General features: G+C 36.3%; 19 protein-coding genes and 6 pseudogenes. 14 read left to right on the top strand and 11 right to left on the bottom strand.

What is annotated here, in order from left to right; genetic code table 11:
- Position 1 precedes the first annotated feature (1 nt).
- The 3 genes from AADV52_RS04285 (at position 2) to AADV52_RS04275 (ending at position 2,896) form a co-directional block, all read left to right on the top strand.
- Positions 2–1,060 (top strand): aspartate-semialdehyde dehydrogenase, encoded by a 1,059-nt coding sequence (locus tag AADV52_RS04285; protein WP_014918992.1) that lies wholly within the window; start codon positions 2–4, stop codon positions 1,058–1,060.
- A 121-nt stretch (positions 1,061–1,181) separates the two neighbouring features.
- Positions 1,182–2,264 (top strand): serine hydrolase domain-containing protein, encoded by a 1,083-nt coding sequence (locus AADV52_RS04280; RefSeq protein WP_041809049.1) that lies wholly within the window; start codon positions 1,182–1,184, stop codon positions 2,262–2,264.
- Between the two features lie 56 nt (positions 2,265–2,320).
- Entirely contained in the window at positions 2,321–2,896 is a 576-nt protein-coding gene (locus AADV52_RS04275; protein ID WP_227028485.1) for an NUDIX hydrolase N-terminal domain-containing protein, read from the top strand.
- Between the two features lie 44 nt (positions 2,897–2,940).
- Here AADV52_RS04275 and AADV52_RS04270 read toward each other — a convergent pair whose 3' ends face one another.
- On the bottom strand, positions 2,941–4,551 hold the full coding sequence (locus AADV52_RS04270; protein ID WP_014918989.1) for an Mbeg1-like protein: 1,611 nt from the start codon (positions 4,549–4,551) through the stop codon (positions 2,941–2,943).
- A gap of 326 nt (positions 4,552–4,877) precedes the next feature.
- Between AADV52_RS04270 and AADV52_RS04265 the strand changes: the two genes are divergently transcribed.
- Positions 4,878–5,147: an FMN-binding protein gene (locus tag AADV52_RS04265; RefSeq protein WP_014918988.1), complete on the top strand. Its 270-nt coding sequence runs from the start codon at positions 4,878–4,880 to the stop codon at positions 5,145–5,147.
- 10 nt (positions 5,148–5,157) lie between these two features.
- On the top strand, positions 5,158–5,673 hold the full coding sequence (locus tag AADV52_RS04260; protein ID WP_014918987.1) for an SA1002 family membrane protein: 516 nt from the start codon (positions 5,158–5,160) through the stop codon (positions 5,671–5,673).
- 61 nt (positions 5,674–5,734) lie between these two features.
- On the opposite strand, the pseudogene AADV52_RS04255 reads toward AADV52_RS04260, so the two are convergent.
- Positions 5,735–6,664, bottom strand: a pseudogene (locus AADV52_RS04255) (nucleoside hydrolase).
- 138 nt (positions 6,665–6,802) lie between these two features.
- Here AADV52_RS04255 and AADV52_RS04250 point away from each other — a divergent pair.
- Positions 6,803–7,562 (top strand): annotated as a pseudogene (locus AADV52_RS04250) (aldo/keto reductase family oxidoreductase).
- Positions 7,563–7,637: 75 nt separating this feature from the next.
- Here AADV52_RS04250 and AADV52_RS04245 read toward each other — a convergent pair.
- A complete protein-coding gene (locus AADV52_RS04245; RefSeq protein WP_014918986.1) occupies positions 7,638–9,083 on the bottom strand; it encodes a 6-phospho-beta-glucosidase in 1,446 nt (481 codons plus the stop codon).
- Between the two features lie 85 nt (positions 9,084–9,168).
- A pseudogene (locus tag AADV52_RS04240) lies at positions 9,169–9,889 on the bottom strand (GntR family transcriptional regulator).
- A gap of 307 nt (positions 9,890–10,196) precedes the next feature.
- On the opposite strand from AADV52_RS04240, the gene AADV52_RS04235 reads away from it, so the two are divergent.
- Positions 10,197–10,532: a PTS sugar transporter subunit IIB gene (locus tag AADV52_RS04235; RefSeq protein WP_014918984.1), complete on the top strand. Its 336-nt coding sequence runs from the start codon at positions 10,197–10,199 to the stop codon at positions 10,530–10,532.
- Between the two features lie 27 nt (positions 10,533–10,559).
- Positions 10,560–10,922 (top strand): PTS lactose/cellobiose transporter subunit IIA, encoded by a 363-nt coding sequence (locus tag AADV52_RS04230; RefSeq protein ID WP_014918983.1) that lies wholly within the window; start codon positions 10,560–10,562, stop codon positions 10,920–10,922.
- 282 nt (positions 10,923–11,204) lie between these two features.
- On the opposite strand, the gene AADV52_RS04225 is transcribed toward AADV52_RS04230, so the two are convergent.
- Positions 11,205–12,434, bottom strand: coding sequence for an IS110-like element ISLhe4 family transposase (locus tag AADV52_RS04225; protein WP_080588363.1), 1,230 nt, complete (start codon positions 12,432–12,434; stop codon positions 11,205–11,207).
- Between the two features lie 237 nt (positions 12,435–12,671).
- Positions 12,672–13,861, bottom strand: a pseudogene (locus AADV52_RS04220) (ISL3 family transposase); the annotation flags it as partial.
- A 267-nt stretch (positions 13,862–14,128) separates the two neighbouring features.
- On the opposite strand from AADV52_RS04220, the gene AADV52_RS04215 reads away from it, so the two are divergent.
- Positions 14,129–15,343 (top strand): IS110 family transposase, encoded by a 1,215-nt coding sequence (locus AADV52_RS04215; RefSeq protein ID WP_107775408.1) that lies wholly within the window; start codon positions 14,129–14,131, stop codon positions 15,341–15,343.
- A 296-nt stretch (positions 15,344–15,639) separates the two neighbouring features.
- Here the strand turns inward: AADV52_RS04215 and AADV52_RS04210 are convergent.
- Positions 15,640–16,356 (bottom strand): annotated as a pseudogene (locus AADV52_RS04210) (IS982 family transposase); the annotation flags it as partial.
- A gap of 302 nt (positions 16,357–16,658) precedes the next feature.
- On the opposite strand from AADV52_RS04210, the gene AADV52_RS04205 reads away from it, so the two are divergent.
- From AADV52_RS04205 to AADV52_RS04195, 3 genes are all read left to right on the top strand, one after another.
- Entirely contained in the window at positions 16,659–17,168 is a 510-nt protein-coding gene (locus AADV52_RS04205) for a PTS cellobiose transporter subunit IIA (protein WP_014918976.1), read from the top strand.
- Between the two features lie 206 nt (positions 17,169–17,374).
- Positions 17,375–18,727 (top strand): PTS cellobiose transporter subunit IIC, encoded by a 1,353-nt coding sequence (gene celB, locus AADV52_RS04200; RefSeq protein ID WP_014918975.1) that lies wholly within the window; start codon positions 17,375–17,377, stop codon positions 18,725–18,727.
- A gap of 233 nt (positions 18,728–18,960) precedes the next feature.
- Positions 18,961–19,254 carry a Panacea domain-containing protein gene (locus AADV52_RS04195; protein WP_014918974.1) on the top strand — a complete coding sequence of 98 codons (294 nt, stop codon included), beginning with the start codon at positions 18,961–18,963 and terminating at the stop codon, positions 19,252–19,254.
- A gap of 246 nt (positions 19,255–19,500) precedes the next feature.
- Here AADV52_RS04195 and AADV52_RS04190 read toward each other — a convergent pair whose 3' ends face one another.
- From AADV52_RS04190 to AADV52_RS04180, 3 genes and pseudogenes are all read right to left on the bottom strand, one after another.
- The gene (locus tag AADV52_RS04190) at positions 19,501–19,938 is read right to left on the bottom strand and encodes a DUF3284 domain-containing protein (RefSeq protein WP_014918973.1); all 438 of its coding nucleotides are present in this window, start codon (positions 19,936–19,938) and stop codon (positions 19,501–19,503) included.
- A 101-nt stretch (positions 19,939–20,039) separates the two neighbouring features.
- Positions 20,040–21,513, bottom strand: a pseudogene (locus AADV52_RS04185) (family 1 glycosylhydrolase).
- Positions 21,514–21,522: 9 nt separating this feature from the next.
- Complete coding sequence (locus AADV52_RS04180) at positions 21,523–22,245, bottom strand: GntR family transcriptional regulator (protein ID WP_014918972.1); 723 nt, start codon at positions 22,243–22,245, stop codon at positions 21,523–21,525.
- Between the two features lie 306 nt (positions 22,246–22,551).
- Here AADV52_RS04180 and AADV52_RS04175 point away from each other — a divergent pair, with 306 nt between their 5' ends.
- Positions 22,552–23,040, top strand: coding sequence for a nitroreductase family protein (locus AADV52_RS04175; RefSeq protein ID WP_014918971.1), 489 nt, complete (start codon positions 22,552–22,554; stop codon positions 23,038–23,040).
- Between the two features lie 111 nt (positions 23,041–23,151).
- The gene (locus AADV52_RS04170; RefSeq protein ID WP_014918970.1) at positions 23,152–23,796 is read left to right on the top strand and encodes a DUF4767 domain-containing protein; all 645 of its coding nucleotides are present in this window, start codon (positions 23,152–23,154) and stop codon (positions 23,794–23,796) included.
- A 75-nt stretch (positions 23,797–23,871) separates the two neighbouring features.
- Here the strand turns inward: AADV52_RS04170 and eno are convergent, their stop codons facing one another.
- Complete coding sequence (gene eno / locus AADV52_RS04165; RefSeq protein WP_014918969.1) at positions 23,872–25,158, bottom strand: phosphopyruvate hydratase; 1,287 nt, start codon at positions 25,156–25,158, stop codon at positions 23,872–23,874.
- Positions 25,159–25,372 lie beyond the last annotated feature (214 nt).

Below are 25,372 nucleotides of genomic sequence, written 5' to 3'. Positions count from 1 at the left end.
AATGGTAAGAGAATATAATGTTGCAATTTTAGGTGCTACAGGTGCCGTTGGTAGAAGAATGATTGATCAATTGGCTAAGTCAACTATTCCAGTAAAAAGCGTGAAGTTGTTAGCTTCATCACGTTCAGCTGGCATGGTATTAAAGTTTAGAGATCAAGACTTGGTAGTTGAAGAAACTACACCGGAATTTTTTGATGGCGTTGATCTAGTTCTTTCATCAGCTGGTGGTGCCGTATCAAAGAAATTTTTACCAGAGGCTGTTAAACGTGGCGCAGTTTGTGTAGATAATACTAGTGCCTTCAGAATGGAGCCAGACGTTCCATTGGTTGTTCCAGAAGTAAATCCAGATGCTTTGAAAGACCATCACGGTATTATTGCCAATCCAAATTGTTCAACCATTCAAATGGTAATGGCCTTAGAACCAATTAGAAGAAAGTTTGGTTTAAAGCAAATTATCGTTTCAACTTATCAAGCCGCTTCAGGTGCGGGTCAAGCTGCAATTGATGAGTTAAAGAAAGAAGCCCAAGATTATTTAGATGGTAAAGATACGCAAGCAGATGCACAAATTTTGCCAACTAAAGGGGATAAGAAGCATTATCCATTAGCATTTAACCTCTTACCACAAATTGATGTTTTAGAAGATTCTGGCTATTCTCATGAAGAATGGAAAATGATTCATGAAACTAAGAAGATCATGTTAAACGACATGAATGCTAAAGATATTAAAGTAACCGCAACTTGTGTTAGAGTTCCTGTTCCAATTGCACACGGCGAAAGTGTTTACTTCACTGTTGAAGATGAAAGTGCAACGACTCAAGATATTATGGATGCAGTTGCTAACTTTCCAGGCGTAGTTCTTGAAGACGACATTAAGCACCAAATTTACCCTCAACCAATCAATGCAGCTGGCAAGCGCGAAACTTTTGTTGGTCGCATTCGTCCTGACTATGAAAATCCAGGTGCCTTCAATATGTGGATCGTAGCTGATAACCTCTTAAAGGGTGCAGCTTGGAACACTGTTGAAAATGCTGAATACTTAGTAAAAATGAATTTGATCTAAAACTAAAAAGAAAAAGCACAAATATTGTCAAATAGGCAATATTTGTGCTTTTAATTTTGTGGTAGAATATTTCAGGATTAAATGGCAGAGGGGGATTTTTAGATTGAAGTCAAAAAAGATAATGTTAGCCATTGCATTTTTATCTTCGTTTATTTTTTTAGGTAATAGCACAACAGTTAATGCTAAGACTTATTCTAATAGTCAATTGCGTAAGTATGCTATTAAGGCAATGAATAAGCATCATTTACTGGGCACAATTGAAATTGTAAAAGATGGACATCGTCAGACAGTTAATGTTGGCTATGGTTATTACAGACGTAAAATTAAAAATGGTAATAAGAAATTACTATATCCTGTTGGTTCGTTGCAAAAATCTATCACAGCGGCAATTATTACTCAGTTAATTTATCAAAAGAAATTTTCGCAAAATACCAAAATTTCGCGTTGGTATCCAAAATTAAAACATTCTAAGTATATTACAGTTGGTCAATTAATGACCCATACTTCAGGAATTAATGTAATTGGAACCGAATCGAGTCACGGTATTAATTTCTCTGAAAAGGGTGCAATTAATTGGACGATTGCTAAGGCAAATGCGACAGCTAGAACCAAGCGTGCAAGCTTTAATTATAATAATGCTAATTATGTTCTTCTAGCAGGCATCATTCGTAAAGTAACAGGCAAGTCTTATGCTGCTAACGTCAAAAGCAGAATTGTTAAGTCACTTCATTTGAAACATACATATATTTATCAAAATATTCCTCGTTCAAAAACAGATGCTATTTCTTACTTATACCATCATGGTAAAAACTATCAAAGTGCATCTTATGCTAATAAGTACGTAGTTTCGCAATTGCCAGGTGCAGGGAACTTATTCTCTACAGCTAGTGATTATTATAAGATTCAACAAGGATTGCATAATGGCAAGATTTTAACTGAAAAACAGTTTAATTACTTGAGCCATTTGAAATCAAAAGTTAATACATGCTCTGGTGGCTATTATTTGAAAAATGGCGGTAAACTAAAGTTAGCCTATGGCAATTTTGGTGATACTCATTTTACCAATTGGATGCAGCTTACTACAGACAATAAAAATGGAATTGTGATGTTTTTGAATCAGCCATATGGTAGTAAAAATCAAATCAAAAGTGTAGGCTACAGTATTTTGAAACATATTAAGTCTGGTACTTTTATTAGAAGATAGAGGTAAAAATGAAAACTGGGGATAAATTTACTGATTGGGCAGTTGAACTATAGAGCATTGCTCAAAATGGCTTGAAATATGGTCATGATGTGTTTGATCGTGAACGGTATGAACAGATTCGTCAAATTGCGGCAGAGATGATGACTGCTAAGACGGGGATGCCGATTGAAAAAGTTAAAACCCTGTTTTGCGGTGATGAAGGCTATCAAACCCCTAAGATAGAAACTAGAGCGGCGATTTTTAAATCTGATAAAATCTTATTGGTTCATGAAAAATTAACAGATGATTGGTCACTTCCAGGTGGCTGGTGCGAAGCTAATCTTTCTACAGAAGAAAACTGTATTAAGGAAGCCAAAGAAGAATCAGGTAGGGATGTTAGGCCGATTAAATTAATAGCTTTGCAAGACCGTAACAAGCATAATAAACCTATTTTGGCTACTGGAATTATGAAGGCTTTTTATCTTTGCAAGGTATTAGGCGGTGAATTTGAGAAGAACACGGAAACTACAGATTGTCGCTACTTTTCATTAGATGATTTGCCTAAGCTGTCGATTGATCGTAATACGCCTGAACAAATAAGAATGTGCTATGAGGCTTCTAAAGATCCTAATTGGCAAACTATTTTTGACTAATAAAAAGCAAGATGGAATGTATCAAACAAACCATCTTGCTTTTTTTATCTGTGCTTTTTTGGCATCTTCGGTCGCTGTTCAAATAATTCACCAATTAGTTTAAAGAAACCATAGATGATTAACAAAATTCCCATAATGAGGATGGATTTGCGATCGAATGCTCGTGGATTGACTATAACGATAATTCCTAGAGCAAATGCGATGACTGCTTCAGTTGCTACAACCGTAATATGAAAAACTCCAGAAATTCTGTGAAGAATTAATTGTCGTAATCTGACATAGGAATAAATAATTAAAAACAGTCCTAAGAAATAGTGTGCTAAGAAAATTAATAAACGGTTATTAGAAATCAAAGCCGTAGAGAGGGCAAAAACAACTAGATAAGAAATAATGAAGAATTGTTTTTGTTTTGCTTTTAAGCTGGAATTAGCAGTATCCAAGATTTGGTGAACACTAAAACCGATTCCGGCGAATGCTACTAAAGCTCCGAATGCACGTAATGCATATTGTGGCATTGTTAAACTGATAATACCTAGCACAATTAGGATCCAACCGACAATTGTATCAGTTGAGAATAATACTTTAGTCAAATGACGACTTTTAATTGTTTGCCAAATTGATGAAAATAAAGAGCCAAAGACAAATCGAGTTCTACGAGAAGAATTAGTAAATGATAAAAGAATAGCGCCAAAACCGCCAAACCCATTTTTGTCTAATTCGTTAATCTTGGTGGCACCTCCTGCTCCTAAGGCAGAAAAGAGATCGTTAGTCAAAGCTTCTCGTTCCTCAAGTATGGCATTTCCAATCCATTGGTTAATCAGTTGGTTGTAAACCTTGGATTGTGGATTTCTATGCCGTTTAGTATCAAAACTAGAACCAATGATTTGCCAACTAAAGGCATCATGTTGACTCAAGTTATTGCGAGTACTGTTAACAATAGTAGGATGAATGCCTTCAGGTTCAAATAGGCGCCCGATAACACTGAACTCTGGCACGAATCTTCTTAATGTATTTTGCAAATATTTTAAAGGAAGCTGTGCGCCGACTTCTTCGGCAATGCCAGGAGAGTCGAAAGTGTAGATACGTTTGATTCGCTTACGAAGCTTAGGCTCGATATTAATGGCCGCATATTCGGCTAAATTGCCGCCTTTAGAATGACCACCAAGATAATAATCTTGATCATCCGCCTTTAAAATGCGCTCAAGTAGTTTCACTGCTTGCTTTTGTGCAACAGTGATCCTGAAACTAATTTCAAAGTCTTCTTTCCAACCAACAAGTGAATCGTCAGTACCACGAAAGGCGATAAAATTAGTTCCATCGGTCAATTCAATCTTGATAGCACTAAACTGAGTGTGTTCAGTTAACGTACTAACAAAGTAGGATAGGCGTGCATTTTTAAAGCGTTCAGCCTGAGCCATTAATTTAAATAATTCTTGATATTGCAAGTTATCATTGCGTGGGTGATCATCGGCAAAGTATAATTTAGCAGCTTCATCCACCGTAATTGTTTTAGCATCGCCACTAACAATATCGTGCAATTCAAGATAAGAAAAAATAGATAAAACAAGTGCATCAATATCATTGAAAGGCGATGTACTAAAGTCAATGTCTCCACGCCATTTTAAATATGTAAGAATATTATTATCTGGATACATGTTTTACCTCTTCAATTGAAAAACTATAACTCCCTTTACAATTCTAACGTAACTGTTGACAGATAGCGTAAAAAAACTTTTTTAGTTATTTAACAACAGCTGTTATTATATGCTGTAATAAAAAGCAGGTAGAAGGGGATTCAACTACCTGCCAAGGATGGATTATAATAAGGACTTATAGAAATTATAACCCGCACATAAGTATATCAGTTATCGATGATTAATGGTATACTTATGACAATATCTTCATATTTTTTCAAGAAAATACTCTCATATATATGTACAATGTATATAAGAGTGTTTTTTATTTTAAAAGGGGAATTTTTATGTTAAAAGATGGAACATATGATGCTGAGGCAAGAGGCATGGCAGGATTTGTTAAAGCAAAATTAACTATTAAAGATCAAAAAATTGCTGCTGTAGATTTAGATTTATCTACGGAAACTCCACAATATGGTCAAAAAGCAGAAAAACAATTAAAAAATGAAATTTTGGCTAATCAATCTGCAGATATTGATGCTGTAAGTGGTGAAACTTTTACTTCAAACGGGGTTAAAGAAGCAGTTGCGGATGCTTTAAAACAGGCGACAAAGTAGAGGAAGATTAATGCACGTTACAACGTATTTTGTTATTGGTGCAATTATCGTATTGATAATTGCGCTTTTTCGATCAGAGCATAAATTTGAATTCCTGAAGGCGGCAATTTTATTTATTGTCCAAATTTTCTTCAGTACGATTAATTTTTTGCTCTTTTTCATAATTGCGTATCTGTTAATGCAGAATAAGGATCATGTAAACTTGGGCAACCTTTTCTTACTGCTAGCTGCATTTGTGGTGCTTTCCGGGATGTTTATCTATTGGGCTATGCGTCTGGCCGCCCATGTATTTAAATTCTCGACTACGACTTTGACTTTAGTTGAATATTACATTCAATGGTCGCTTATCTATGTGACGGTTTACCAGGCAATTTTCAGCAATATTAAGCATATTAGTTCGATTACGCATTTCATTCGAGTAGGTAATTTCTTGGATCCTAATTTGATAGTTGTGGTTATTTTGCCATCATTTATTTCGGCATGGATTGCTGTAATTCTGTATAAAAAGTTTATTAAAGCAATATAATAAAGATAAGTTAAGTAAAAAGCATCCCTAAATTGGGATGCTTTCTTTATATACAGTGAGATTATTTAGTTCTTTCAAGAATTTCATCCATCTTTTGGAAGAATAACTCCTTATTTGCTTTAGTAACGATGTCAACTTCACGGCCGTTAGGATCACGTCTAAAGCTACCAGCACTCATGCCGTCGGTAATGACCGTTGCCTTAGCCTTTTCACTCTCAACAACTTCTGGGTATAAAGCACTGACAGTAGTAAGTACGTCCCAAAGGTAAAGCTCAGCGGAAGGAATCGAAATAATCAAGCTGTAGCCTTGACCAACTAAATCCATTGCTGGATATTTACGTAAACTTGCCCAGTGTTGACGCAATTCATCATTTAATGGAATTTCTTCAGTACTTTCAAGTCCCACTATTTGAATAGGAATATTAGAATCAAAGACGCGCTTAACAGCGTATGGATCCCAGAATGAATTCCATTCTTGGCTGCCATCTGCGTTAACCATAGCTACGTTACCATGACCATCAAGAGAGCCGCCCATCCAGTAAAGCTTCTTAATATGTTGTTCGATATCTGGATCAACGTCAAGAGCACGTGCCAAGTCTGTTAAAGGACCAGTCATGATTAAAGTGACGGGTTCTTTTGCATGCTTAAGTTTCTAAACCATATCAAGGTGAGCAGGCAATTCAGCTTGCGGGGTATCGACTGAACCCTTTTCGTTCAAAATAGGTAAATAGTTAAAAGAGTAGGTAGCCATACGCCAATCGTGTGGGAATTGGTTGACAGCTCTTGAGTTTGAACGTGCTACAGCCAATTCATCTCCGCGCAAGTTAAAGAGATCAGTCATCTTGCGGCATGCTGCAACAGAAGGATCGATAAAACCGTCTGCATCAATTGCACCGACACCTAATAATTTGATATCAGGAGCTTGTAAAAGAAGCAGGTAAGATACTAAATCGTCAATGTTACCATCATGATTAAAATATATTTGTTTCATTTTTTGAACCTTTCTAACTAATTACCTTCATTTTAACATGGTCTAATTAACAAAAAGAATTTTAATTTGAAATATTAGCAAAACCGCTTACATTAATCTTATAATAAGAATATTGAAATACTTAGAAAGGCAATAATTATGAAACAAATCAAAGTGGGACCATCTACGCTCTCTATTCCAGCTATGGCGCTTGGCATTATGCGGATGGATCAAAAAAATGTAACAGAAGCGGCGGATGCAATTAGTGCAGCTTCTGGAGAAGGAATTAATTTCATCGATTCAGCTGATATATATGGCGGAGGAAAATCAGAGACCGTTTTTGGTCAAGCATTGAAGCAAACTAAAATTAGTTGAGATAAGTTGTTTATCCAATCTAAAACAGGCATTGTGCCAGGAAAACGTTATGATTTTTCTAAAAAGCATATTTTAACTGCCGTAGATGGTATCTTAGAAAGAATGCAAATCGATTACTTAGATAGTTTAGTTTTGCATCGACCTGATATTTTGATGAATCCGGAAGAAGTGGCAGAGGCTTTTGATACATTGCAAGTCCAAATCAGTAGATCATGATGGACAAACGTGGAATTATTTATTAAGGGACAAAATAACTTTGCAGTGCTGGTCACCATTCCAATATGGGATGTTTGAAGGGACGTTCATCAATAATCCGAAGTTCCCTCAGCTGAATGAAGAATTAGAAAAGTTAGTTGAGCATTATCAAGTAGGTAAAAATGCAATTGCTGCTAGTTGGATTCTGCGTTGTCCTGGACAAATACAGATTTTAGTTGGCTCCATGAATCCTAAGCATATTGCGGATTCCGCAGCTGGCAGCGACATTCAGTTAACCAAACAGGAATGGTATGATCTGTATTTAGCAGCTGGCAATGATTTGCCATGATGAGTTAAAAAAGCATAAAGAAAAAGAGTTAAATAGAATCTAATCTAACTCTTTTTTGGTAGTTTAATAATTGTATTAGTCTAAGTCTTTACCGTTTGATTCGATGACCTTCTTGTACCAGAAGAATGAATCCTTACGTGAACGTGCTAAGGTACCTTCACCGGCATCATTCTTATCAACATAGATAAAGCCGTAACGCTTGTCCATTTGACCAGTACCAGCAGAAACTAAGTCGATGCATCCCCATGGAAGGTAACCCATTAAGTCGATACCATCGAGTTCAACAGCCTTTTCCATTTCTGAAATGTGGTTTCTTAAGTAGTCGATTCTGTAGTCATCATGAACCTTGCCGTTTTCAACCTTGTCGTAAGCACCAAGACCATTTTCAACGATGAATAGTGGCTTGTGGTAACGATCTTGCAATTGGTTTAAGGCAATTCTCAAACCTTCTGGGTCAATTTCCCAACCCCAGTCACTACGCTTCAAAGTAGGGTTCTTAGCTACAGCTTTTGCCAAATCAGTTAAGTCATCAGGCTTAACTTCTTCGCTTGAAACTGTAGTAGTTTGGTAGTAGCTGAAGCCAACATAGTCAACGGTACCTTCCTTTAAGACAATTCTGTCTTCATCAGTGATGTCAGGACGGTAGCCATTTCTTTCAATATAAGCTTCAACTGCATTTGGATATTCACCAAAAACGTGAACGTCTGAGAACCAATCACGACGTTGTTCCCATTTATCAGCTAAAAGAACATCGTCACTTGATGGAGTAAGTGGACGAACAGGTGAGTAGTTGATCATACAACCAATTTGGAAGTTAGGGTTGATCTTGTGGCCAATCTTAACAGCTAATGCGGAAGCAACTAATTCGTAGTGCCCAGCTTGATACATTGCAGCTTCCTTATCATGGTCAGTCATACCATCCTTGAAAAGAATGCCTGAGTTAGTAGCCATTAAGAAGTCATTGTTAAATGCTGATTGATTATCGATTTCGTTGAAAGTCATCCAGTACTTAACCTTGTTCTTGTAACGCTTGAAGCAAACTTCTGCAAAACGTACAAAGAAGTCGATTACCTTACGATTGGTAAAACCACCGTAGTTCTTAGCAAGGTTGAATGGCATTTCAAAGTGGGAGAGGGTAATTACAGGCTCAATGCCATATTTATGACAGGTATCAAATAAATCGTCATAAAACTTCAAACCTTCTTCATTAGGTTCTTTTTCGTCACCATTAGGGAAAATTCTAGTCCAAGCAATGGAAGTTCTGAAAGCTTTAAAGCCCATTTCAGCCATTAACTTAATATCTTCCTTGTAGTGGTGGTAGAAATCAATAGCTGAGTGGTTAGGATAGTTCTTGCCTGGAAGCACGCCATCAGTGATTTCACGTGGTTTAGTAGCAGAACCAACAGTCATAACATCGGCAACAGAAACTCCTTTGCCGCCTTCTTTCCAAGCACCTTCAAGTTGGTGAGCAGCTACAGCGCCACCCCATAAAAAGTTTTTTGGCATTTTTGCTGAATACATTAATTAATTCCTCTCTTTCTGTATGTAACTGTGAGCGTTTACAATAGCCATTCTGACACAGTGAATTTTTAAAATCAAGTTGAATTTAATCACCGTTGACTGTTAAAGCTCCTCGATCATAGCGATTGCGCGATTCTGATAGTTCGAATAGGCGACCATCTTCTAGGAATGCTTTTTGCTGAATGCACAAAACAGGATCGTCATTAGCACAATCAAGGTATTTCATGTCATAGGCATCGGATTTTTCGGCAGTGATAACGCGATTGTCTTTGCCAATTTTAAGACCTAGTTCATTTTGGATATAGGAATAAACGGATTGATGAAGAATATCGATGGTGATGCCAGGAATGCGCTTGATAGGCATTATCGTATATTCCAATCTAGCAGGCTTTCCATTTAGGATACGCTGCCTAATAATGTCGTAAACTTCGTCATTTTTATCCAAGCACAGCGCTTTGCATTCTTCAGCACTTGGCTTTCTGATGTTAAAAGAAATTACATTGCTAGTTAGTTGAAAAGCGCTATTAACATGTTTAGTAAAACCACCATGTTCGTTAACGCCGGAGTTTAGGAATATATCAGGAATCGACTTGTTGGTGATGAAAGTACCATGTCCCTTAACTGCTTTGATTAATTTTTTATTTTGCAAAATTTTAAGTGCATGGACAATAGTTATGCGACTAGTGTGATATTTTTTAGCCAAATCGAATTGTTCAGGCAGTTGCCTAATATACTTTTTTTCAATAATATCTTTTTCAATAAATATCTTTTTCTATATCATTGGCTATTTCTTGATAACGACTCAAGGTAAGCCTCCTTTCTAATGTAAAGGAAATTATTACATTGCTATTTTACCAGTTTTTTGTATATTTATGTAAGCGGTTCCTAATATTTCTATAAAAATTGTAAGCAATTTCATAAGTGAAGTGGTATGCTTTACATGTAACCGGTATGTATTTGAAAATGCATACAAGTGGTGCATAATATTTGGTGAGAATTGAACAAAAGTATATATTTTTGTTTACAAACTAATGAAAGCGTTTTATAATAATTGGCGTAGATCAATAAAAGAGATTTAAATATAAAACGTAATGATCAGGGGGATTTTATATTATGGCTGAACAAACTATTATGTTAAATTGTAGTGCAGGTATGAGTACTTCACTTTTGGTAACTAAGATGCAAGAAGCTGCTAAGGAACAAGGCATTGATGCAGAAATCTTTGCTTGCCCAGCTGCAGAAGCTGATGAGAAGATTGCACAAAAGGAAATTGACTGTGTTCTTCTTGGGCCTCAAATAAGTTACATGAAGGGTGACTTCGAAAACAAAGTTAAAGGCAAGGGTAAAGACGGTAAGGACATTCCTTTAGCTGTTATCAACATGCAAGATTACGGTATGATGAACGGTAAGAACGTTTTGGCTCAAGCCGAAAAAATGATTAAGGGTTAATTGACTAATTAAAGGAGAGACAGATTTATGGCAGAAGAAAAGCAAACTCCAGAGCAAAAGGAACAAGAAACATTAATGGCTGCTATGGGCCTTATTGCTAATGGTGGTAACGCAAAAAGTTTAGCCTTTGAAGCAATTCGTCTTGCTAAGAAGGGCGATATTGAAGGTGCACGTGAAAAACTTAAGGAAAGTGACAAATCACTTCTTGAAGCTCACAACTCACAAACCAACATGCTTACCAAAGAAGCACAAGGTGACCATATGCACGTCACTTTATTAGTGGTACACTCACAAGACCACTTGATGAATGCTATTACCTTTAGAGATTTAGCTGGAGAAATGGTAGATCTTTACGAAAAGCTATATGAATCTGGCTCTCTTAAGAAATAATATAAGTAATCGCTAATAAAATAGGCTCTTTGTCAAATCCTGTTGATAGAGAGTAAATGAATAGAATCAGGCAGTCATTAAAAGGCTGTTTGGTTCTTTTTCTACCTTAAGTCAAGTAATATCAATAATTTAATAGATTATTTTATTAGAATTATTGGTACGAATGAAGCTAATTAAGTTAGAAAACTAAATTTATTAATAATTATATGTAACACAAATAAGCCTATGAGTACTGTAGTTTTTTCATAGGTTGTTATACTGAAGTTGATCATTTGATTTCAACTAAAGTCTTTGGTTATGTGTGGCTACGTTGTAATCATATAATTGATCATGTTTGATAAGAGCAAACATTGTACGTATCAGTTTATGAACTGATGCAATGGCGATTTTCTTATAGCCCCGGCTATTTGAAGATCGTTTTTTCTTATCATAATAATCAGTGATATGACAAGGCTGAGTAGCTTTGACAGTTTCCATTTGAGTAATTGTTCGATAAAGAATCTTTCTAGCTAAGTGATTGCCATGTTTGGTTATTCCTAAATGACTGTCCTTTTCACCTGATTGATAGCGGCCTGGATCAATGCCAACAAAGGCATCAATTTGGGCTGAAGTATCAAACCGTCTTAAATCACCTAATTCGGCTACCAACCTAACAGCAGTAGTTTTGGCAATGCCAGGAATACTCTCATAGATATTCAAAGACCGTGCATTTGCTTGCATAGCAAGCTTTTCCATATAATTGATCACATTATCTCTTTCGGCACTTAGAGAAAGCAAATTGGCAATATTACGCTGAATTGCTCGAATAGTAATACTGCTTTCATTGTCATATGGATAAGCTTGTCTGGCTAAGGCATAGAGCCTAGTTGTTAAATAATGAGCTCTTTGTCTGCCAATTCCTGAAATGGCCAACAAACTTTGAAAGACCTGGTTTTCATTGTGATTTAAAACATATTGGGCATGCGGGAATAAGCTGACAATCGTCCAATAAACTCTGCCAGATGAAGTTGAAAGGATACTCTCTATCTGAGGAAAAGTAGACTGCAAATTACGATGGAGCTGATTTTTATTGATTATCAGGGCTTGAGTAAGCTCTTCGTAATAACGACTCGCATTTTGCAGTTCATGATATTCCTTAGGTTGAGGAGCACGCAATTTTTGTGGCGCATTGAATTGAATTAAAGCTAACCGATAAGTATCAACTTTATCGGTTTTATTATGCCTTAGATTATTGTCCATCAGCTTCTTAGCCTTTAAGGGATTAAGCTTTAAATACTTGATATGATAATCTTCTAAAAAAGCCTGTAAACTCAATGAATAAACTCCCGTAGCTTCAAAAACTACTAAAGGCGTGATCAAGTATTGATTTAAACGATCCAATAGATCTTGATAGCCAAAGGAATCATTAGTAATCTTAAAGGTTTCACCTTGCTTAATTCGATCAATTACTACACAAACTGTAGACGATTTACTGCTAACATCAATGCCAAAGATAATATTTTGTTTCATCATTCTAACCTCCAAGTGAAGACAAACAGTTTTATCAACCTATTAATTCTCATTTTCTGAACTCGGCATCAAGTGCCCACAGACTTCGAAGAGACTTATAAATAGGCGGTAAAGCAGTCCGTTTTCTTTGCGACGTTACACGTCCAAAAGAACCAAGACTTTATTTGCTTTATCTTCACTTTCTATTTTAGACAAAATAAAAAGTGCCAGATCATGAATCCGTCGATTCATAATCCAACACTAGGTTAGTATGTTTTCTTTAAACAAGTTTTCCTCTAAACGAATTCTGGTTAAAAGATTGGTAAAATTGGAATAGCCAAAAGCTGTTCGTTCGATTTGTTTGATTTTGCGATTGAAGCCCTCAAGACAGCCGTTAGAATAAGGCAGGGCTGCTCCGTTAAGCACAGCTGTTAGATTATGCTTAAAGGTTAATAGTGTTTTGTGCATTAAAGTTCCAATTTGATCTTGGCAGTTGATTAACGATTTGAGCTCATGCGTATTGCCAGTTTCAACGGCTTGAATAAAGCTTTGCATCAGGTTATATGAATTCTCTAAAGCAGTGCTGGTGTTAATGCCTTCTGTAACTACTTGTGCTTGAGTTAAGCAGTCTTTGTAATGCCAGTTGTAGCGAGGATGAACTTTTTCAAGCTCATCAAACTTCTTCAAGTATAATTTCCAGGGAGATTTGAGTAGCTGATACTGTCTGGATCTTTTATCAAAGGTCTTCATGACTTGGACTCTTAGTGAGTTGAAAGAACGCGTAAGCATTTGAATCATATGAAAACGATCGATGACAATCTGAGCGTTAGGAAAACAAGCTCTGACGATATCTTGATAGTAAAAATTAAGATCCATCGTGACCGTCTTAACGTTAGCTCTAGCTTGGGGCGAGAAACGACCAAAATACTTAAGCAGCGTCTTCTTGTAGCGAGTTCTAAGAATCTGCACGACTTGATGACTATCGCCGTCTAAGCAGATAAAGTGCAGCTGACGGTCGACTCCTTTAAACTCATCAAAAGCCAAATGAGCTGGCAGATACTCATAGCTGTCAAGGAAACGGTGAGAGCAGCTGCCTAAAACTCTTTGAACAGTGTTGACAGAAACATTGTTTTCGCTGGCAATGCTGGTCATCGAACGATCTTCAGTTAAAGCTGATAATACTTTAAGCTTGGAAGCATTAGAAATAGAACAGTATTTGTTTACTAATTCAGATTGAGCCATTGACAGCGATTGCAAGCGCGACATTTAACTCGCTGTTTAGCTAGTCTGATAATTACAGGATGACTAGCATTAGCTGTCAAATAGTGAATGTTGGTAATCAAATGGCCATTGTGTAAGAGATCTAGGGAGCCGCAGAAAGGACAAGCAGGTTGAATTAATTCAGCTTCATAGATTTTATGCTTTTGCAGTTTGATCGATTTATAAACATACTAACCTAAGTGTTGGATAATCTTTCGACGGAAGGATTATCTAGCGCTTTTATTTTTGCTTTAAAATAAAAGTTGAGATGAAGCACTTAATGCCGTGATCTTTTTGGGCACTTGATGCCATTATATAAACTGGCAGTTTCACCGGCTTTTCAGGAAATTTCATTGGAGTATGTTGGCTCTTTAAGCCTTGTTCAGAAAATTAATGACTGATAGCTTATGTGAACAGTAACTTCATCTCGTTAGAGCATGGATTGAAAGGATGGCTTAGTGATGACCTATAACGTAGTTTTTGGAATTGATGTTAGCAGTAAAAGTTCAACGGTAAGTGTTTTGATCAAAAGAAATGAGTTTAAACATTTTACTATCGCCAATGACTTAGTTGGCTTTAATGAACTGCTAGAACAATTACAGTGCTACAAGCATCCTGTAGTTATCTTTGAGGCTACTGGTGTCTATTCCTTACCACTGCAATCATTTTTAGATCACCATAACTATGATTACACGCGCATCAATCCATTAAGTGCTAAGAAGCTAATGGATAACAATCTGCGCCATCTAAAGACAGATCGTACTGATGCACATAACTTAGCGAAAATTCAATTTGATGTGCCACAGCCACTGACTCCTAAGCAAGACTACCGTTATCACGAAATGCAAAATGCCAGTCGGTTTTATGAAGAACTAACCAGAGATTTAGTCAAATATAAGAATCGCTTGCATCGTGCATTGCAATCTACTTTTCCTCAGATTGAACAAATCTCTAGTAGTCGAAGTGGTGAGGTTTATTGGCATATTGTTGATTTATTTCCACACGCCAAATTTGTCTTAGACAGTTCCTATGATCAAATAGCATCTCAATTGGTTAAGATCAAAGGAATTGGAGCTTCTAAAGCTAATCAAGTAGCCTGCAGCTTGCAAAGTCTTGCACAACGCACTTGGTATTACGATGACTGTGACAGTATCACAGTTGAATTAATTAAGTATTGTATTGAACATTTGCTTCAAATTGAACAAAGACGCAAGCATATTCTGGCATATATCAAGCAAATTGCACCTAATCCTAAAGATGTCCAAATATATTTATCTGTACCTGGTATTGGCAAGAAGACGGCCTTAAGAATATATGCGGAATTAGGTGATTTAAGACGCTTTAACAATGCTAATCAAGTTGATGCTTTCATTGGAATTGATCCTGGTGAATCTCAATCTGGAAATACTGACAAGCACTTACCGATTACAAAACATGGTAATGCAATAGCGAGAAAGATTATGTACCGTATCATTACCCAAATGGAATCGGCTAAGAAGACTAAACCTTGCCATATTACAGACTATTATGAACATAAAAAACAGCTTTCTCAGACGAAAGGTCATAAGAAAGCTGCCATCGCATCAATGCATAAACTGATTCGCACAATCTATGCTCTAATTATTAATGATCAATCATACGATTACCATAAAGCACTCCGTAATCAAAGGTAATGATTAATCACTCATAGTATATCAGCCTGCACAAACAGAATAAAGTGAAGGTTTAGTTTGTTGTGCTCAAAATCATGCTTTAACATGAAATTATTGAGCATAACTCGCTCCATTAGTGATAAAAGCAAAAAATAAATTGCTCAGAATCATTGATAATACTTGATTTTTGGTAGAAAAAATAATCTTTAAAAACAATATTTTCGTCTTTAACATCAAGCTCGAATTTAATACAATGATTAAGAGAGGACATAGAAAGCACCTTTATTTATAAAATGTTTAGTGGAATACGCGTGGTGCTAGTTAAATCGTTCTAGACAATAAGCTAGATTATAAGTCAGAATAGCAATTTCTAATCGTGCTTGAAAGCCAGTTAAACTGCGCGCTCGATTGTTCTCGGTGTTGTAAGAAGTTAGAAGTGAAAAGTCGCTTTCAATTGTTCTGCGAATAGCCATCAATTGACGATCATTGTGCTTTTTGGCGCCAGCCCTGTTTTTCCGATATGGCGTCCACAGTTCAAAGCCCATTTGCTTTAATCGATCATGCAATCGTTTGCCTAAATAGCCCTCATCGCCAAGCAGATAGCGATTGGCTGGATGAGTATTTTTCATTAGTTCCACCGTTTCCTTGGCATCATGGACTGAGGCGCGGGTTACGGCATAATCAAGAACATAGCCGTCGTCGCTGACAATCGCATGAACTTTGAAACCATAATAGTAGATCTTTTTGGCTGCCTTATAGCCAATATTCGCAGAACCGCGAAAAATCCTTACGCGATAATTGCGAACCGGCTGACAAACTGGAACGGGAAAACTGTCAATAATCAAGAATTGTCCGCTTAAATCAACTTTTTGATTCATTTTTTGGCGTATCTGATAAATCAACTGGAGCAGCTGTCGAGAACGGCGGTTAAAACGCGAATGCGATAGACAGCCGAAGCATTCGCAGAACCTTCTTTGTGATTCGATTCCAGTCTTGGCCTGCCAGATAAGCAAAGCCAAGATTAAACTGTCCGTAGCTCAATCAGATCAGACTCTTTTCTATTGAATACTAAAACTTGAGTCTAGTCCGATTGGACTTTTTTATTAACTAAAACGATTTAACTAGCACCACGCGTAGTGGAATAGATTTTTTATTAAAGAGGACTATGTCCTCCTTTTTTAATGCAATAAAAAACCTGTTAACAGCTTATCATATAGATAAGTCATCAACAGGAAAAATTATAGAGCCATAAAATAGATCTCACAAAAGTGGGATCTATTTTTTTGCCTAAAAATGCTAAAATGAAAATAATTAAGTTTAGATTGAGAGAAGAAATATGGATCAAAAAGAAGTCGAAAAAAAAGCCGAGGTAGCAAAGACTAAGCACCGTGAAAGTATCAAATACATGTATTTTAGTCGGTATTTGATGATTAGATATATTGTAACTATCTTTTTATTTTGCAATCTGATGTGGTTTATTATCAGTGCCTATTATGGCTCACGATTTGACATTTTTGCCGCATTGATTATAGGAATTTATTCTGCTGTAGCTAGTTTTGAACAGCTGTCAAAGATGCATAATCGCAAGCGTGATATTCCAATTACTAGAATATATTTATACGTCCAGATGGCAGTTAATGCATTGCTGGTAATTGTTTTGTTTACTCCACTTAAAAAGATGATTTTTCCATTTGTCATTAACAATGATATTTTGTACTTCATGGTTGCTTTTCTATTAATTGGAATTGTTTTAGCAGCTTTATGTGAATTTAGAATTTATCAAATTCTGAATGATAAAGATCGTTATTACCGTGTAATTGAAGTTTTCAAAAAACATCAACAATAGAACCGAGTATATTAAAAAAACTTATAAATAACTATAAGTTTTTTTATTTTGCTCAAAATCCCATAATGACAGGAAAAGTAAAGACTTTTATTTTTAAAAATATACTGTATGTTAAGGAAAAAGCGTTTACATAAGAAATCGTTTTCGCTATAATGAAATTGTTCAGATTTGATGAATGTTTCAGAAATATTGAGGGGGAAAAGAATATGGCTGATTCTAACTCAGCTTCTTTCAAAGAAAAGATTGCGGCAAAAGTCGGGAAGTTTGCTTCATCTCGCTTTGTTAGAGCTATTATGGACGCTGGTTACAGTGTTATTTCGTTTTCTATTATTGGGGCAATTTTCTTAATTTTAACTGTATTGCCACAAGCATTTCCAATTCCTGGATTTGCTGATTTTTATGCAAATACTTTGGGTCGTTTTAGTAACTTGTTCCAAGTTGTTTACAACTCAACTATGGGTATCTTGGCATTAGTATTTGCCGGTACTTTTGCATATTCATACACTAATATTTATCGTCAAGAAGAAAAATTGGACTTAGTTCCAATGAACGCTTTGTTAATGTTCTTGATGGCATTCTTTATCACTGTGCCAGAACTTGTTTGGAAGAATGGTTCAATTCAATTCTTAACCATTCTTACTAAGGCTAAGATGGTTGCCGGTGGTTACGAAGCTTCAACTGGTGGTATTACTAGAATTGCTTCAGTTGGTATCTTTACCGGTTTAGTAGTTGCATGGTTAACTGTTCAAATTTACCGTTACACTGTTAAGCATAACTGGAGAATTAAGATGCCTGCATCTGTTCCATCTGGTGTTGCTAACTCATTCAGTGCCTTAATTCCAGGTTTCTGTATTGCTTTAGTAGTTGCTATTATTGAATTGATTTTGGTAACTCTAGGAACTGATATCTTCAAGGTTCTTTTCATTCCATTTTCATTCATCAGTAACATTGCCGATACTTGGTGGGGCTTCCTCATCATTATCTTCTTAATCCACTTCTTATGGTGGTTCGGTATTCATGGTGCTACTATCATGAGTTCATTCTATACTCCAATTGTTTTGGCTAACATGGCTGCTAACGTAAAGGGTGCTTCACACTTCTTTGCTGGTGACCCATTGAACTCATTCGTAATCATCGGTGGTTCAGGTGCTACTTTAGGTATGGCTATTTGGTTAGCCTTTGGTTCACGTTCAGCTCAATTGAAGGAAATTGGTAAGGTTGAATTGGTACCAGCTATCTTTAACATTAACGAACCTCTTCTTTTCGGTTTGCCAATCGTTTATAACATTAACTTATTGATTCCATTTATTTGTGCACCACTTGCTTCAGGTATTGTTGGTTACGTTGCCGTAACTACTCACATCGTACCTAAAATCATCGTTCAACAACCATGGCCAACTCCAGTTGGTTTGAGTGGTTACATTGCTACTGTTAGTTGGCAAGGTGCCGTTCTTTCCATCGTGTGTGCACTTGTTGCATTCTTGATCTGGTTCCCATTCATTAAGCACTACGACAATGTATTGCTTAAGCAAGAACAAGCAGATGCTGCTAAGAACTAATAAGATTGAAAAATTGAAAATAAAACTTTATTGACTTTGAACGATAAAAGACATTGTCTTATCAGGCAACGTCTTTTTGATTTCTAAAGAAAGTATTAAGCTTTATAAATTGAAAGAGAATTTGATGTTTTCTTGCGTAATTAAGTATAGAAGGTAAAAGTATTAAAAATATGATTAGTAAAATTTGATCAGTTATAATGATAAAAATGGAAAATATTTGTGAGGAAATTTCAATGAAAGCTTTACAATTAGTTAATTGGATGAGAGTAAAAAATTACGCGCAGTTAAAAGATACTGACGAAAAGTATATTAATGTAGAACCTTTAACGCAAATGAAAGCAATGAAAATTCTGTATTATATGCAGGCAGCTAGTCTTGTTTTAAGAGAAAAGCCTTTGTTTGATGAACCAATGCTAGCTTGGAAATATGGCCCCGTTATTAAGTCGGTACATGATAAATATCGAGGTCAAAGATCAATTGTTGATAGTATTGATGATCAAGCAAGAGCTGATTATAAAATGATTTAGCAAGATCCTGAGATCCGAGATATCGTCAATACCATCTATGATCATTACAGTCCACGATCCGCAACAGATCTGATGAGGCAGACGCATCAAGAAGGGCCATGTCGACAAACCACAATTAATGGGATTATTACACAAGATATTGTTAAGAATTATTTTAAAGATATTTTTGTGAAGGAAGCATAAAAGAAATAATACGTATGAAGCAAAAACAAAAAAGGCCGTAATTCAAATGAACTACGATCTTTTTCATGCTGAGAGGATGATTCTAAGCAACCATATTGGCATATTGGCATAAACATTGTCACCCATACGTTTTAATTCTTTTCTAGCACCCATTTTTAACTGCCAGTTATAGAACATAGTTTGCAACTTACCATGCTTTTCACGATCAAAGCTGAGCATGTCCTCACTAAAGGTAATCTTAACGCCTTCATCATTATCTTCAGTTACATACTTAATCTGGAGCTCTAGGCGGCTAGTCTTGAAGTGAGCACCATAAACCTTGTTGCGCTCATAATCGGTGATTTCAACCTTAGCGCCATCCATTTCATACTTGGTACCCTTGGTTAAAACAACGGGCATATCATTGCCTCTAGCTTTCTTAATAGCAGGGATGAGTTGTTCTTCTAAATAATCAAAAAAGTCCTTAGCTTTAAAGTTAAATTGTTTTGTAATGGTAATCAATTATTTCTCTTCTCTCTATACTATATTACTTATATCTTATTATATTTATTAAAAAATAGAGTCTAGCTTTTTCATAAGTTAGGCTCTATTTTAGGATTAAATTAGTCTAAATCTTCACCATTTGAAGAAATGACTTTCTTATACCAGTAGAATGAATCCTTAGGGTAACGCTTAAGTGATCCGTTGCCGCGATCATCACGATCAACATAGATGAAGCCGTAGCGCTTCTTCATTTCACCTGTACCGTTAGATACTAGGTCAATTGCTGACCAAGTAGTGTAGCCCATTAAGTCAACACCATCGATTGTAACGGCATCCCTCATAGATTTAATTTGACTACGCAAGTAATTGATACGGTAATCGTCGTGAACCTTGCCGTCTTTTTCTAAAGTATCGGCAGAACCTAAACCATTTTCAACTACCCATAAAGGCTTGTGGTAACGGTCCCAGAGATCGTTAAGGGCAATTCTTAAAACGTTGTGCCCAACCCCAAGCATTACTTTCAAGGTAAGGGTTCTTAACGCCACCAGCGCTAACATTACCAGAAGCTTTAGCTTCTGCTTCATGAGTAGTTAAAACATTTGAAGTATAGCAGGAGAAGCTTAAGAAGTCAGCAGGGTACTTAGCGATCAATTCATAATCTTCTGGTGTATCGTCCAATTTAATACCATCACGTTCATATTTCTTTAAACGATATTCTGGGTAGTGTCCACTAGTTTGAACATCACTATAAAAGAGCATATCTTGCTTAACTTCCATTACCTTAATTTGATCCTTAGGATCACAAGTGTATGGATAGTAAGCGGAATAGGCTAGCATCTGACCAACACGGTTGTTTGGATCGATTTCGTGGGCTAATTTAACTACTTTAGCACTTGCTACAAACTGATTATGAGCACCTTGGGCACGATTTTGTTCACTGCCATCGATTAGGCCACCACCCATATATGGAGCCATATCCATGGCGTTAATTTCGTTGAAGGTAAGCCAGTATCTTACTTTGCCCTTGTAGTGGTTCATTACGATGTCGGAATAATGGACAAAAGCATCGATTAAACGACGATCTTTCCAACCACCGAAATGAGTGATTAATGAAAGGGGAGTTTCATAGTGAGATAAAGTAACTAACGGCTGAATGCCATATTTAGCACATTCATCGAAGACTTTATCATAAAATGCTAAACCTTCTTCATTAGGCTTTTCATCATCGCCATTTGGTAAGATTCTGGACCAGTTCATTGATAAACGGAAAACATCAAAGCCCATGTCTGCCATATATTTAATATCTTCCTTGTAATGGTGGTAAAAATCAGTGCCTTGATGACTTGGATAATAGTAGCCGTCAAGCAAGGTAGGAACAGCTCCCTCAGGTAAACTGAATTCTTTACCCCATACTAGAGGCGTAGCCCCCGTTTCGCCATTAGGCTTTTTCCAAGTAACTTTACGTGGCTCAGTTGCTGAACCATTAGTCAAAACGTCAACGGCATTTAATCCTTTACCGCCTTCGTCATAACCACCTTCATATTGATTGGCAGCAGTAGCGCCGCCCCAAGTAAATTCTTTTGTAAATGACATATATTACCTCTAAAAACGATTATTATCTAATAACACATAGTCACGTGTATCATAGCGATTCTTGCTGACAGAATATTCGATAGGTTGACCATTAGTAAGCCAAATGATTTGTTCTAGTTCAAGAATAGGATCGTCTTGCTTAGCTTGTAAATATTTTTGATCATATTTATCAGGTTTAGCAGCGCGAATCTTACGATAAGCGTGTCCGAATTTTAAATTAAGATTCTTATGAATGTAATCATAAATTGATTTATGCAAAATATTTTCATCAAGATCAGGAACTAGCTTAACTGGTATGTAAGTATGTTCAAGAATAAGAGGTTTATCGTTATAAAGTCTTAATCGCAGAATATTGTAAACCGGCTCTGTTTTCTTGATTTCAAGATTCTTTTGCATTTGTTCATCAGAAAACTCTACGGAGAAATGAATGATTTGACTCTTTATGGCATCTTTGCCTAATTGATTTCTTAAACCAATGAACGCGTTTGCTGGGGCGTCAGTATCTCTCTTGATTAGAATTTCTCCAGCAACGAAGGTACCAAGTCCTGATTGTTTATAAACTAATCCCTGGCGTTCAAGGCCATCAAAGGCTTTTTTGACAGTTAAGCGACTGACGTTGAATTCATGAGCAAACGTCTCTTGATCGGGAAGAGGCTCTTGCTTGCTGTAGATGCCTTGTTCAATTCTTTTTCTTAATTCATCTGCTACTTCTAAGTATTTTGACTTTGCCATGTCTTTTCATCTGATTTCTATATTAGATTTACATCTTTATTGTATAGCAAAAGTCTATACTTTAGTAAAAAAGAGACATTATTTTACTATTTTTTATAGCTTAACAACGTCTCTTTTTATAAATTCAAATTTTAGCTATTTTAATTGTTGTACCACCTATATCAATTGCGGCTAAATTCATAATCAAAAATCTCCTTAGTAAAAATATATACTTTTAAATCAATTATAGTTATTTTTTTGAAAGCGCTATCAATAATCAATCTAATGATAAAATGAAAATGTAAGAAGCATATAGGAGGCTTTTATATGGTAAATCCAATTTTTGAAAATAGAAGAGCAGTCCGTAAATATTCTAAGGAAGCAATTTCTGATGACAAGATTCAAGAAATGATTGCTGCATTCCAAACTGCACCTTGTGGCATGCATCAAGCAGATGTGATGAATCTGGTCGTGGTTAAAGATGAAGGCTTGCGTAATAAAATTGAAGAGGTAACTTATAATTCTTGTTATAATGCACCAATTTTGTTTTTAATAAATTCTAAAAAAGATAGCGAATTTGGTGAACGGGATGCATCAGTTGCTGCGGAAAATATTATGCTTGAGGCAACGGATTTAAGTTTAGGTTCAGTTTACATTATGGGCGGTGCTGCAAGACTTAATGATTTCAGCGATTTGCAACAAGAGTTGGGGATTGATCCTGAATTTCAAACAACGGTAATCGTAGCTGTCGGTAAAAGCGCAGTTGAACCTGAAAAAGAAGATCGCTCTAAAAGATATCATGTAACTATCTATTAATAATGTAATTAGGGAGGGACATAAGTCTCTCCTTATTTTTATATTAAATTAGATATTCATACGCTTTTTAGCATATAATATTCATGATTACATGATAAAGATGAGGAAACTATGAATAAGAAAATTCTAGTAGGAATATCTATGCTTTTTTTAATGACTACGTTAACAGGCTGTAGTCAGATACATTTTGGAAAAGATGCAGTGACAATTGGAAATGTAAAGAAGGAGAAAAGTACTAAAGCCAAAATAAAAAAGGCACAGTCTTCGAGTAAGAAAACTGCGCCAAAAAAGAAGAAAGTAGTTAAAAAGAAAGCCACTAAGAAAAAGGTCAAAGTTCCTAAAAAGAAAATAGTAAGTAAGTGGGACATTAAAAAGACGCAAAAGCTGCAAAAAGCTGTTAATCAATGGGGCAAGGCAATAGGGCAAAGTTATCGTTTTTATGATGGTAAACGCACTTTAAAGACTAAAAATGGTCCAACTTATCCTGACGTCCTTAAGAAAAATAGATTTTTGCTGAATAAAAAGATTATCAAGATAGGCTACAGTCCATTAGGGAAGAATGATTATCAATATAACGTTGTAGCCATTGCTAATGAGAATTTTAAGTCATGGCACAATACTTATTTATTCTGCTTGATGAAGGATAAACCGGTTATTTTGTTAGATCAATCTAAAAATGCTAATCCAGTAATGGTCAAAGTAGTAAAAGACAAAAAGCTGAATAAAGATTTTAGCAAAATATATACTGAAAAATAATTAAAGATATAACAAAAAAGCATGTAGAAATTAATCTACATGCTTTTTGTTGAAATTGTACTCGGTTAATCGAAATTAATCGTGGTCAACGTCATCTGGGAAGAATGCAAGACGTTCGCCCTTGCCAAGTTCTTCTTCGATTTCAAGTAAGCGGTTGTACTTTTCAACACGTTCTGAACGAGCTGGAGCACCAGTCTTAAGTTGACCACCGTTGATAGCAACAGCCAAGTCAGCGATGAAGGTGTCACCAGTTTCACCTGAACGGTGAGAAATCATAGTGTTGTAGCCGTTCTTACGTGACATACGGATAGTTTCAAGAGTTTCAGTAACAGTACCGATTTGGTTCAACTTGATTAATGAAGCGTTACCGGCACCTTCCTTGATAGCCTTCTTCAAAAGTGCTGGGTTAGTACAAATGAAGTCGTCAAGAACGATTTGGATACGGTCTTTGTGGCTCTTAGTGAACTTAACCATACCGTCAACATCGTTTTCGTCGTATGGGTCTTCCATTGACATTAATTCTGGGAATTCGTCAAGAAGCTTGTCGTAGTAGTCTGCCAATTCTTCATCGTTAAGAACCTTGCCTTCAAGGTGGTACTTACCGTCTTCCTTGTTGTAGAAGTATGAAGCAGCACAGTCACATGCGATACCGATATCTTCACCTGGCTTGTAACCAGCCTTGATGATTGATTCGTGAAGAGCCTTCAAAGCTTCTTCTGAGTTCTTCATGTTAGGAGCGAAACCACCTTCGTCACCTAAACCAGTTTCGTAACCCATGTCTTCAAGAACCTTCTTCAAAGTGTGGTATACGTTAACGATCTTTTCGAAACCATCACGGAATGAAGTCTTAGCAAGTGGAGTAATCATGAATTCTTGAATGTCGATACCGTTGTCAGCATGTTCACCACCGTTGATAACGTTGTGGAAAGTTTGTGGCATTTCAAGATCAATACCGCCAAGGTAACGGTAAAGAGGTTGGTGGTTGTTGTTAGCTGCAGCAACAGCAGTAGCCATTGATACACCTAAGATAGCGTTAGCACCAAGACGACCCTTGTTTGGAGTACCGTCTAAGTCGATCATAGTTTGGTCGATCTTAGCTTGGTCATATGGGTCCATACCCTTTAAAGCATCGTTGATTTCAGTGTTAACATTGTTAACAGCCTTTGAAACACCCTTGCCGCCAAGACGTGAGCCACCGTCACGTAATTCAACAGCTTCGTTTTCACCAGTTGAAGCACCTGATGGAACTTCAGCCTTACCTACGACACCGTTTGAAAGAGTAACGTGAACTTCAACAGTTGGGTTACCACGAGAGTCAAAAATTTCGAGTGCGTGTACATTTTCAATAACTGATTTGAGCATTAATAAACCTCCTCAAAAACTATGGTATGTATAAAAATTTGCATACCATACGGAACAATTCTTGCTCCGCTTTACAACTCAAATTTTAGCCTAACTTTGTGATTGTGTAAATATATGAAAGCGGTTTACATTTTAAAAATAGTAAAAACCGTTAAAAATCGCTATACTCAAGAGCTATAATATATGTATGAAAATGTTACGAGAAATCAAAGGA

This window comes from Lactobacillus helveticus (assembly GCF_046109915.1).
Classification (GTDB): Bacteria; Bacillota; Bacilli; order Lactobacillales; family Lactobacillaceae; genus Lactobacillus; species Lactobacillus helveticus.
This window is presented reverse-complemented; position numbering and strand designations above follow the sequence as displayed.

Coding starts and splice junctions, on each gene's coding strand:
- AADV52_RS04285 (WP_014918992.1), top strand. CDS start 2: ATGGTAAGAGAATATAATGTTGCAATTTTAGGTGCTACAGGTGCCGTT.
- AADV52_RS04280 (WP_041809049.1), top strand. CDS start 1,182: ATGTTAGCCATTGCATTTTTATCTTCGTTTATTTTTTTAGGTAATAGC.
- AADV52_RS04270 (WP_014918989.1), bottom strand. CDS start 4,551: ATGTATCCAGATAATAATATTCTTACATATTTAAAATGGCGTGGAGAC.
- AADV52_RS04265 (WP_014918988.1), top strand. CDS start 4,878: ATGTTAAAAGATGGAACATATGATGCTGAGGCAAGAGGCATGGCAGGA.
- AADV52_RS04260 (WP_014918987.1), top strand. CDS start 5,158: ATGCACGTTACAACGTATTTTGTTATTGGTGCAATTATCGTATTGATA.
- AADV52_RS04245 (WP_014918986.1), bottom strand. CDS start 9,083: ATGTATTCAGCAAAAATGCCAAAAAACTTTTTATGGGGTGGCGCTGTA.
- AADV52_RS04235 (WP_014918984.1), top strand. CDS start 10,197: ATGGCTGAACAAACTATTATGTTAAATTGTAGTGCAGGTATGAGTACT.
- AADV52_RS04230 (WP_014918983.1), top strand. CDS start 10,560: ATGGCAGAAGAAAAGCAAACTCCAGAGCAAAAGGAACAAGAAACATTA.
- AADV52_RS04225 (WP_080588363.1), bottom strand. CDS start 12,434: ATGATGAAACAAAATATTATCTTTGGCATTGATGTTAGCAGTAAATCG.
- AADV52_RS04205 (WP_014918976.1), top strand. CDS start 16,659: ATGGATCAAAAAGAAGTCGAAAAAAAAGCCGAGGTAGCAAAGACTAAG.
- celB (WP_014918975.1), top strand. CDS start 17,375: ATGGCTGATTCTAACTCAGCTTCTTTCAAAGAAAAGATTGCGGCAAAA.
- AADV52_RS04195 (WP_014918974.1), top strand. CDS start 18,961: ATGAAAGCTTTACAATTAGTTAATTGGATGAGAGTAAAAAATTACGCG.
- AADV52_RS04180 (WP_014918972.1), bottom strand. CDS start 22,245: ATGGCAAAGTCAAAATACTTAGAAGTAGCAGATGAATTAAGAAAAAGA.
- AADV52_RS04175 (WP_014918971.1), top strand. CDS start 22,552: ATGGTAAATCCAATTTTTGAAAATAGAAGAGCAGTCCGTAAATATTCT.
- AADV52_RS04170 (WP_014918970.1), top strand. CDS start 23,152: ATGAATAAGAAAATTCTAGTAGGAATATCTATGCTTTTTTTAATGACT.
- eno (WP_014918969.1), bottom strand. CDS start 25,158: ATGCTCAAATCAGTTATTGAAAATGTACACGCACTCGAAATTTTTGAC.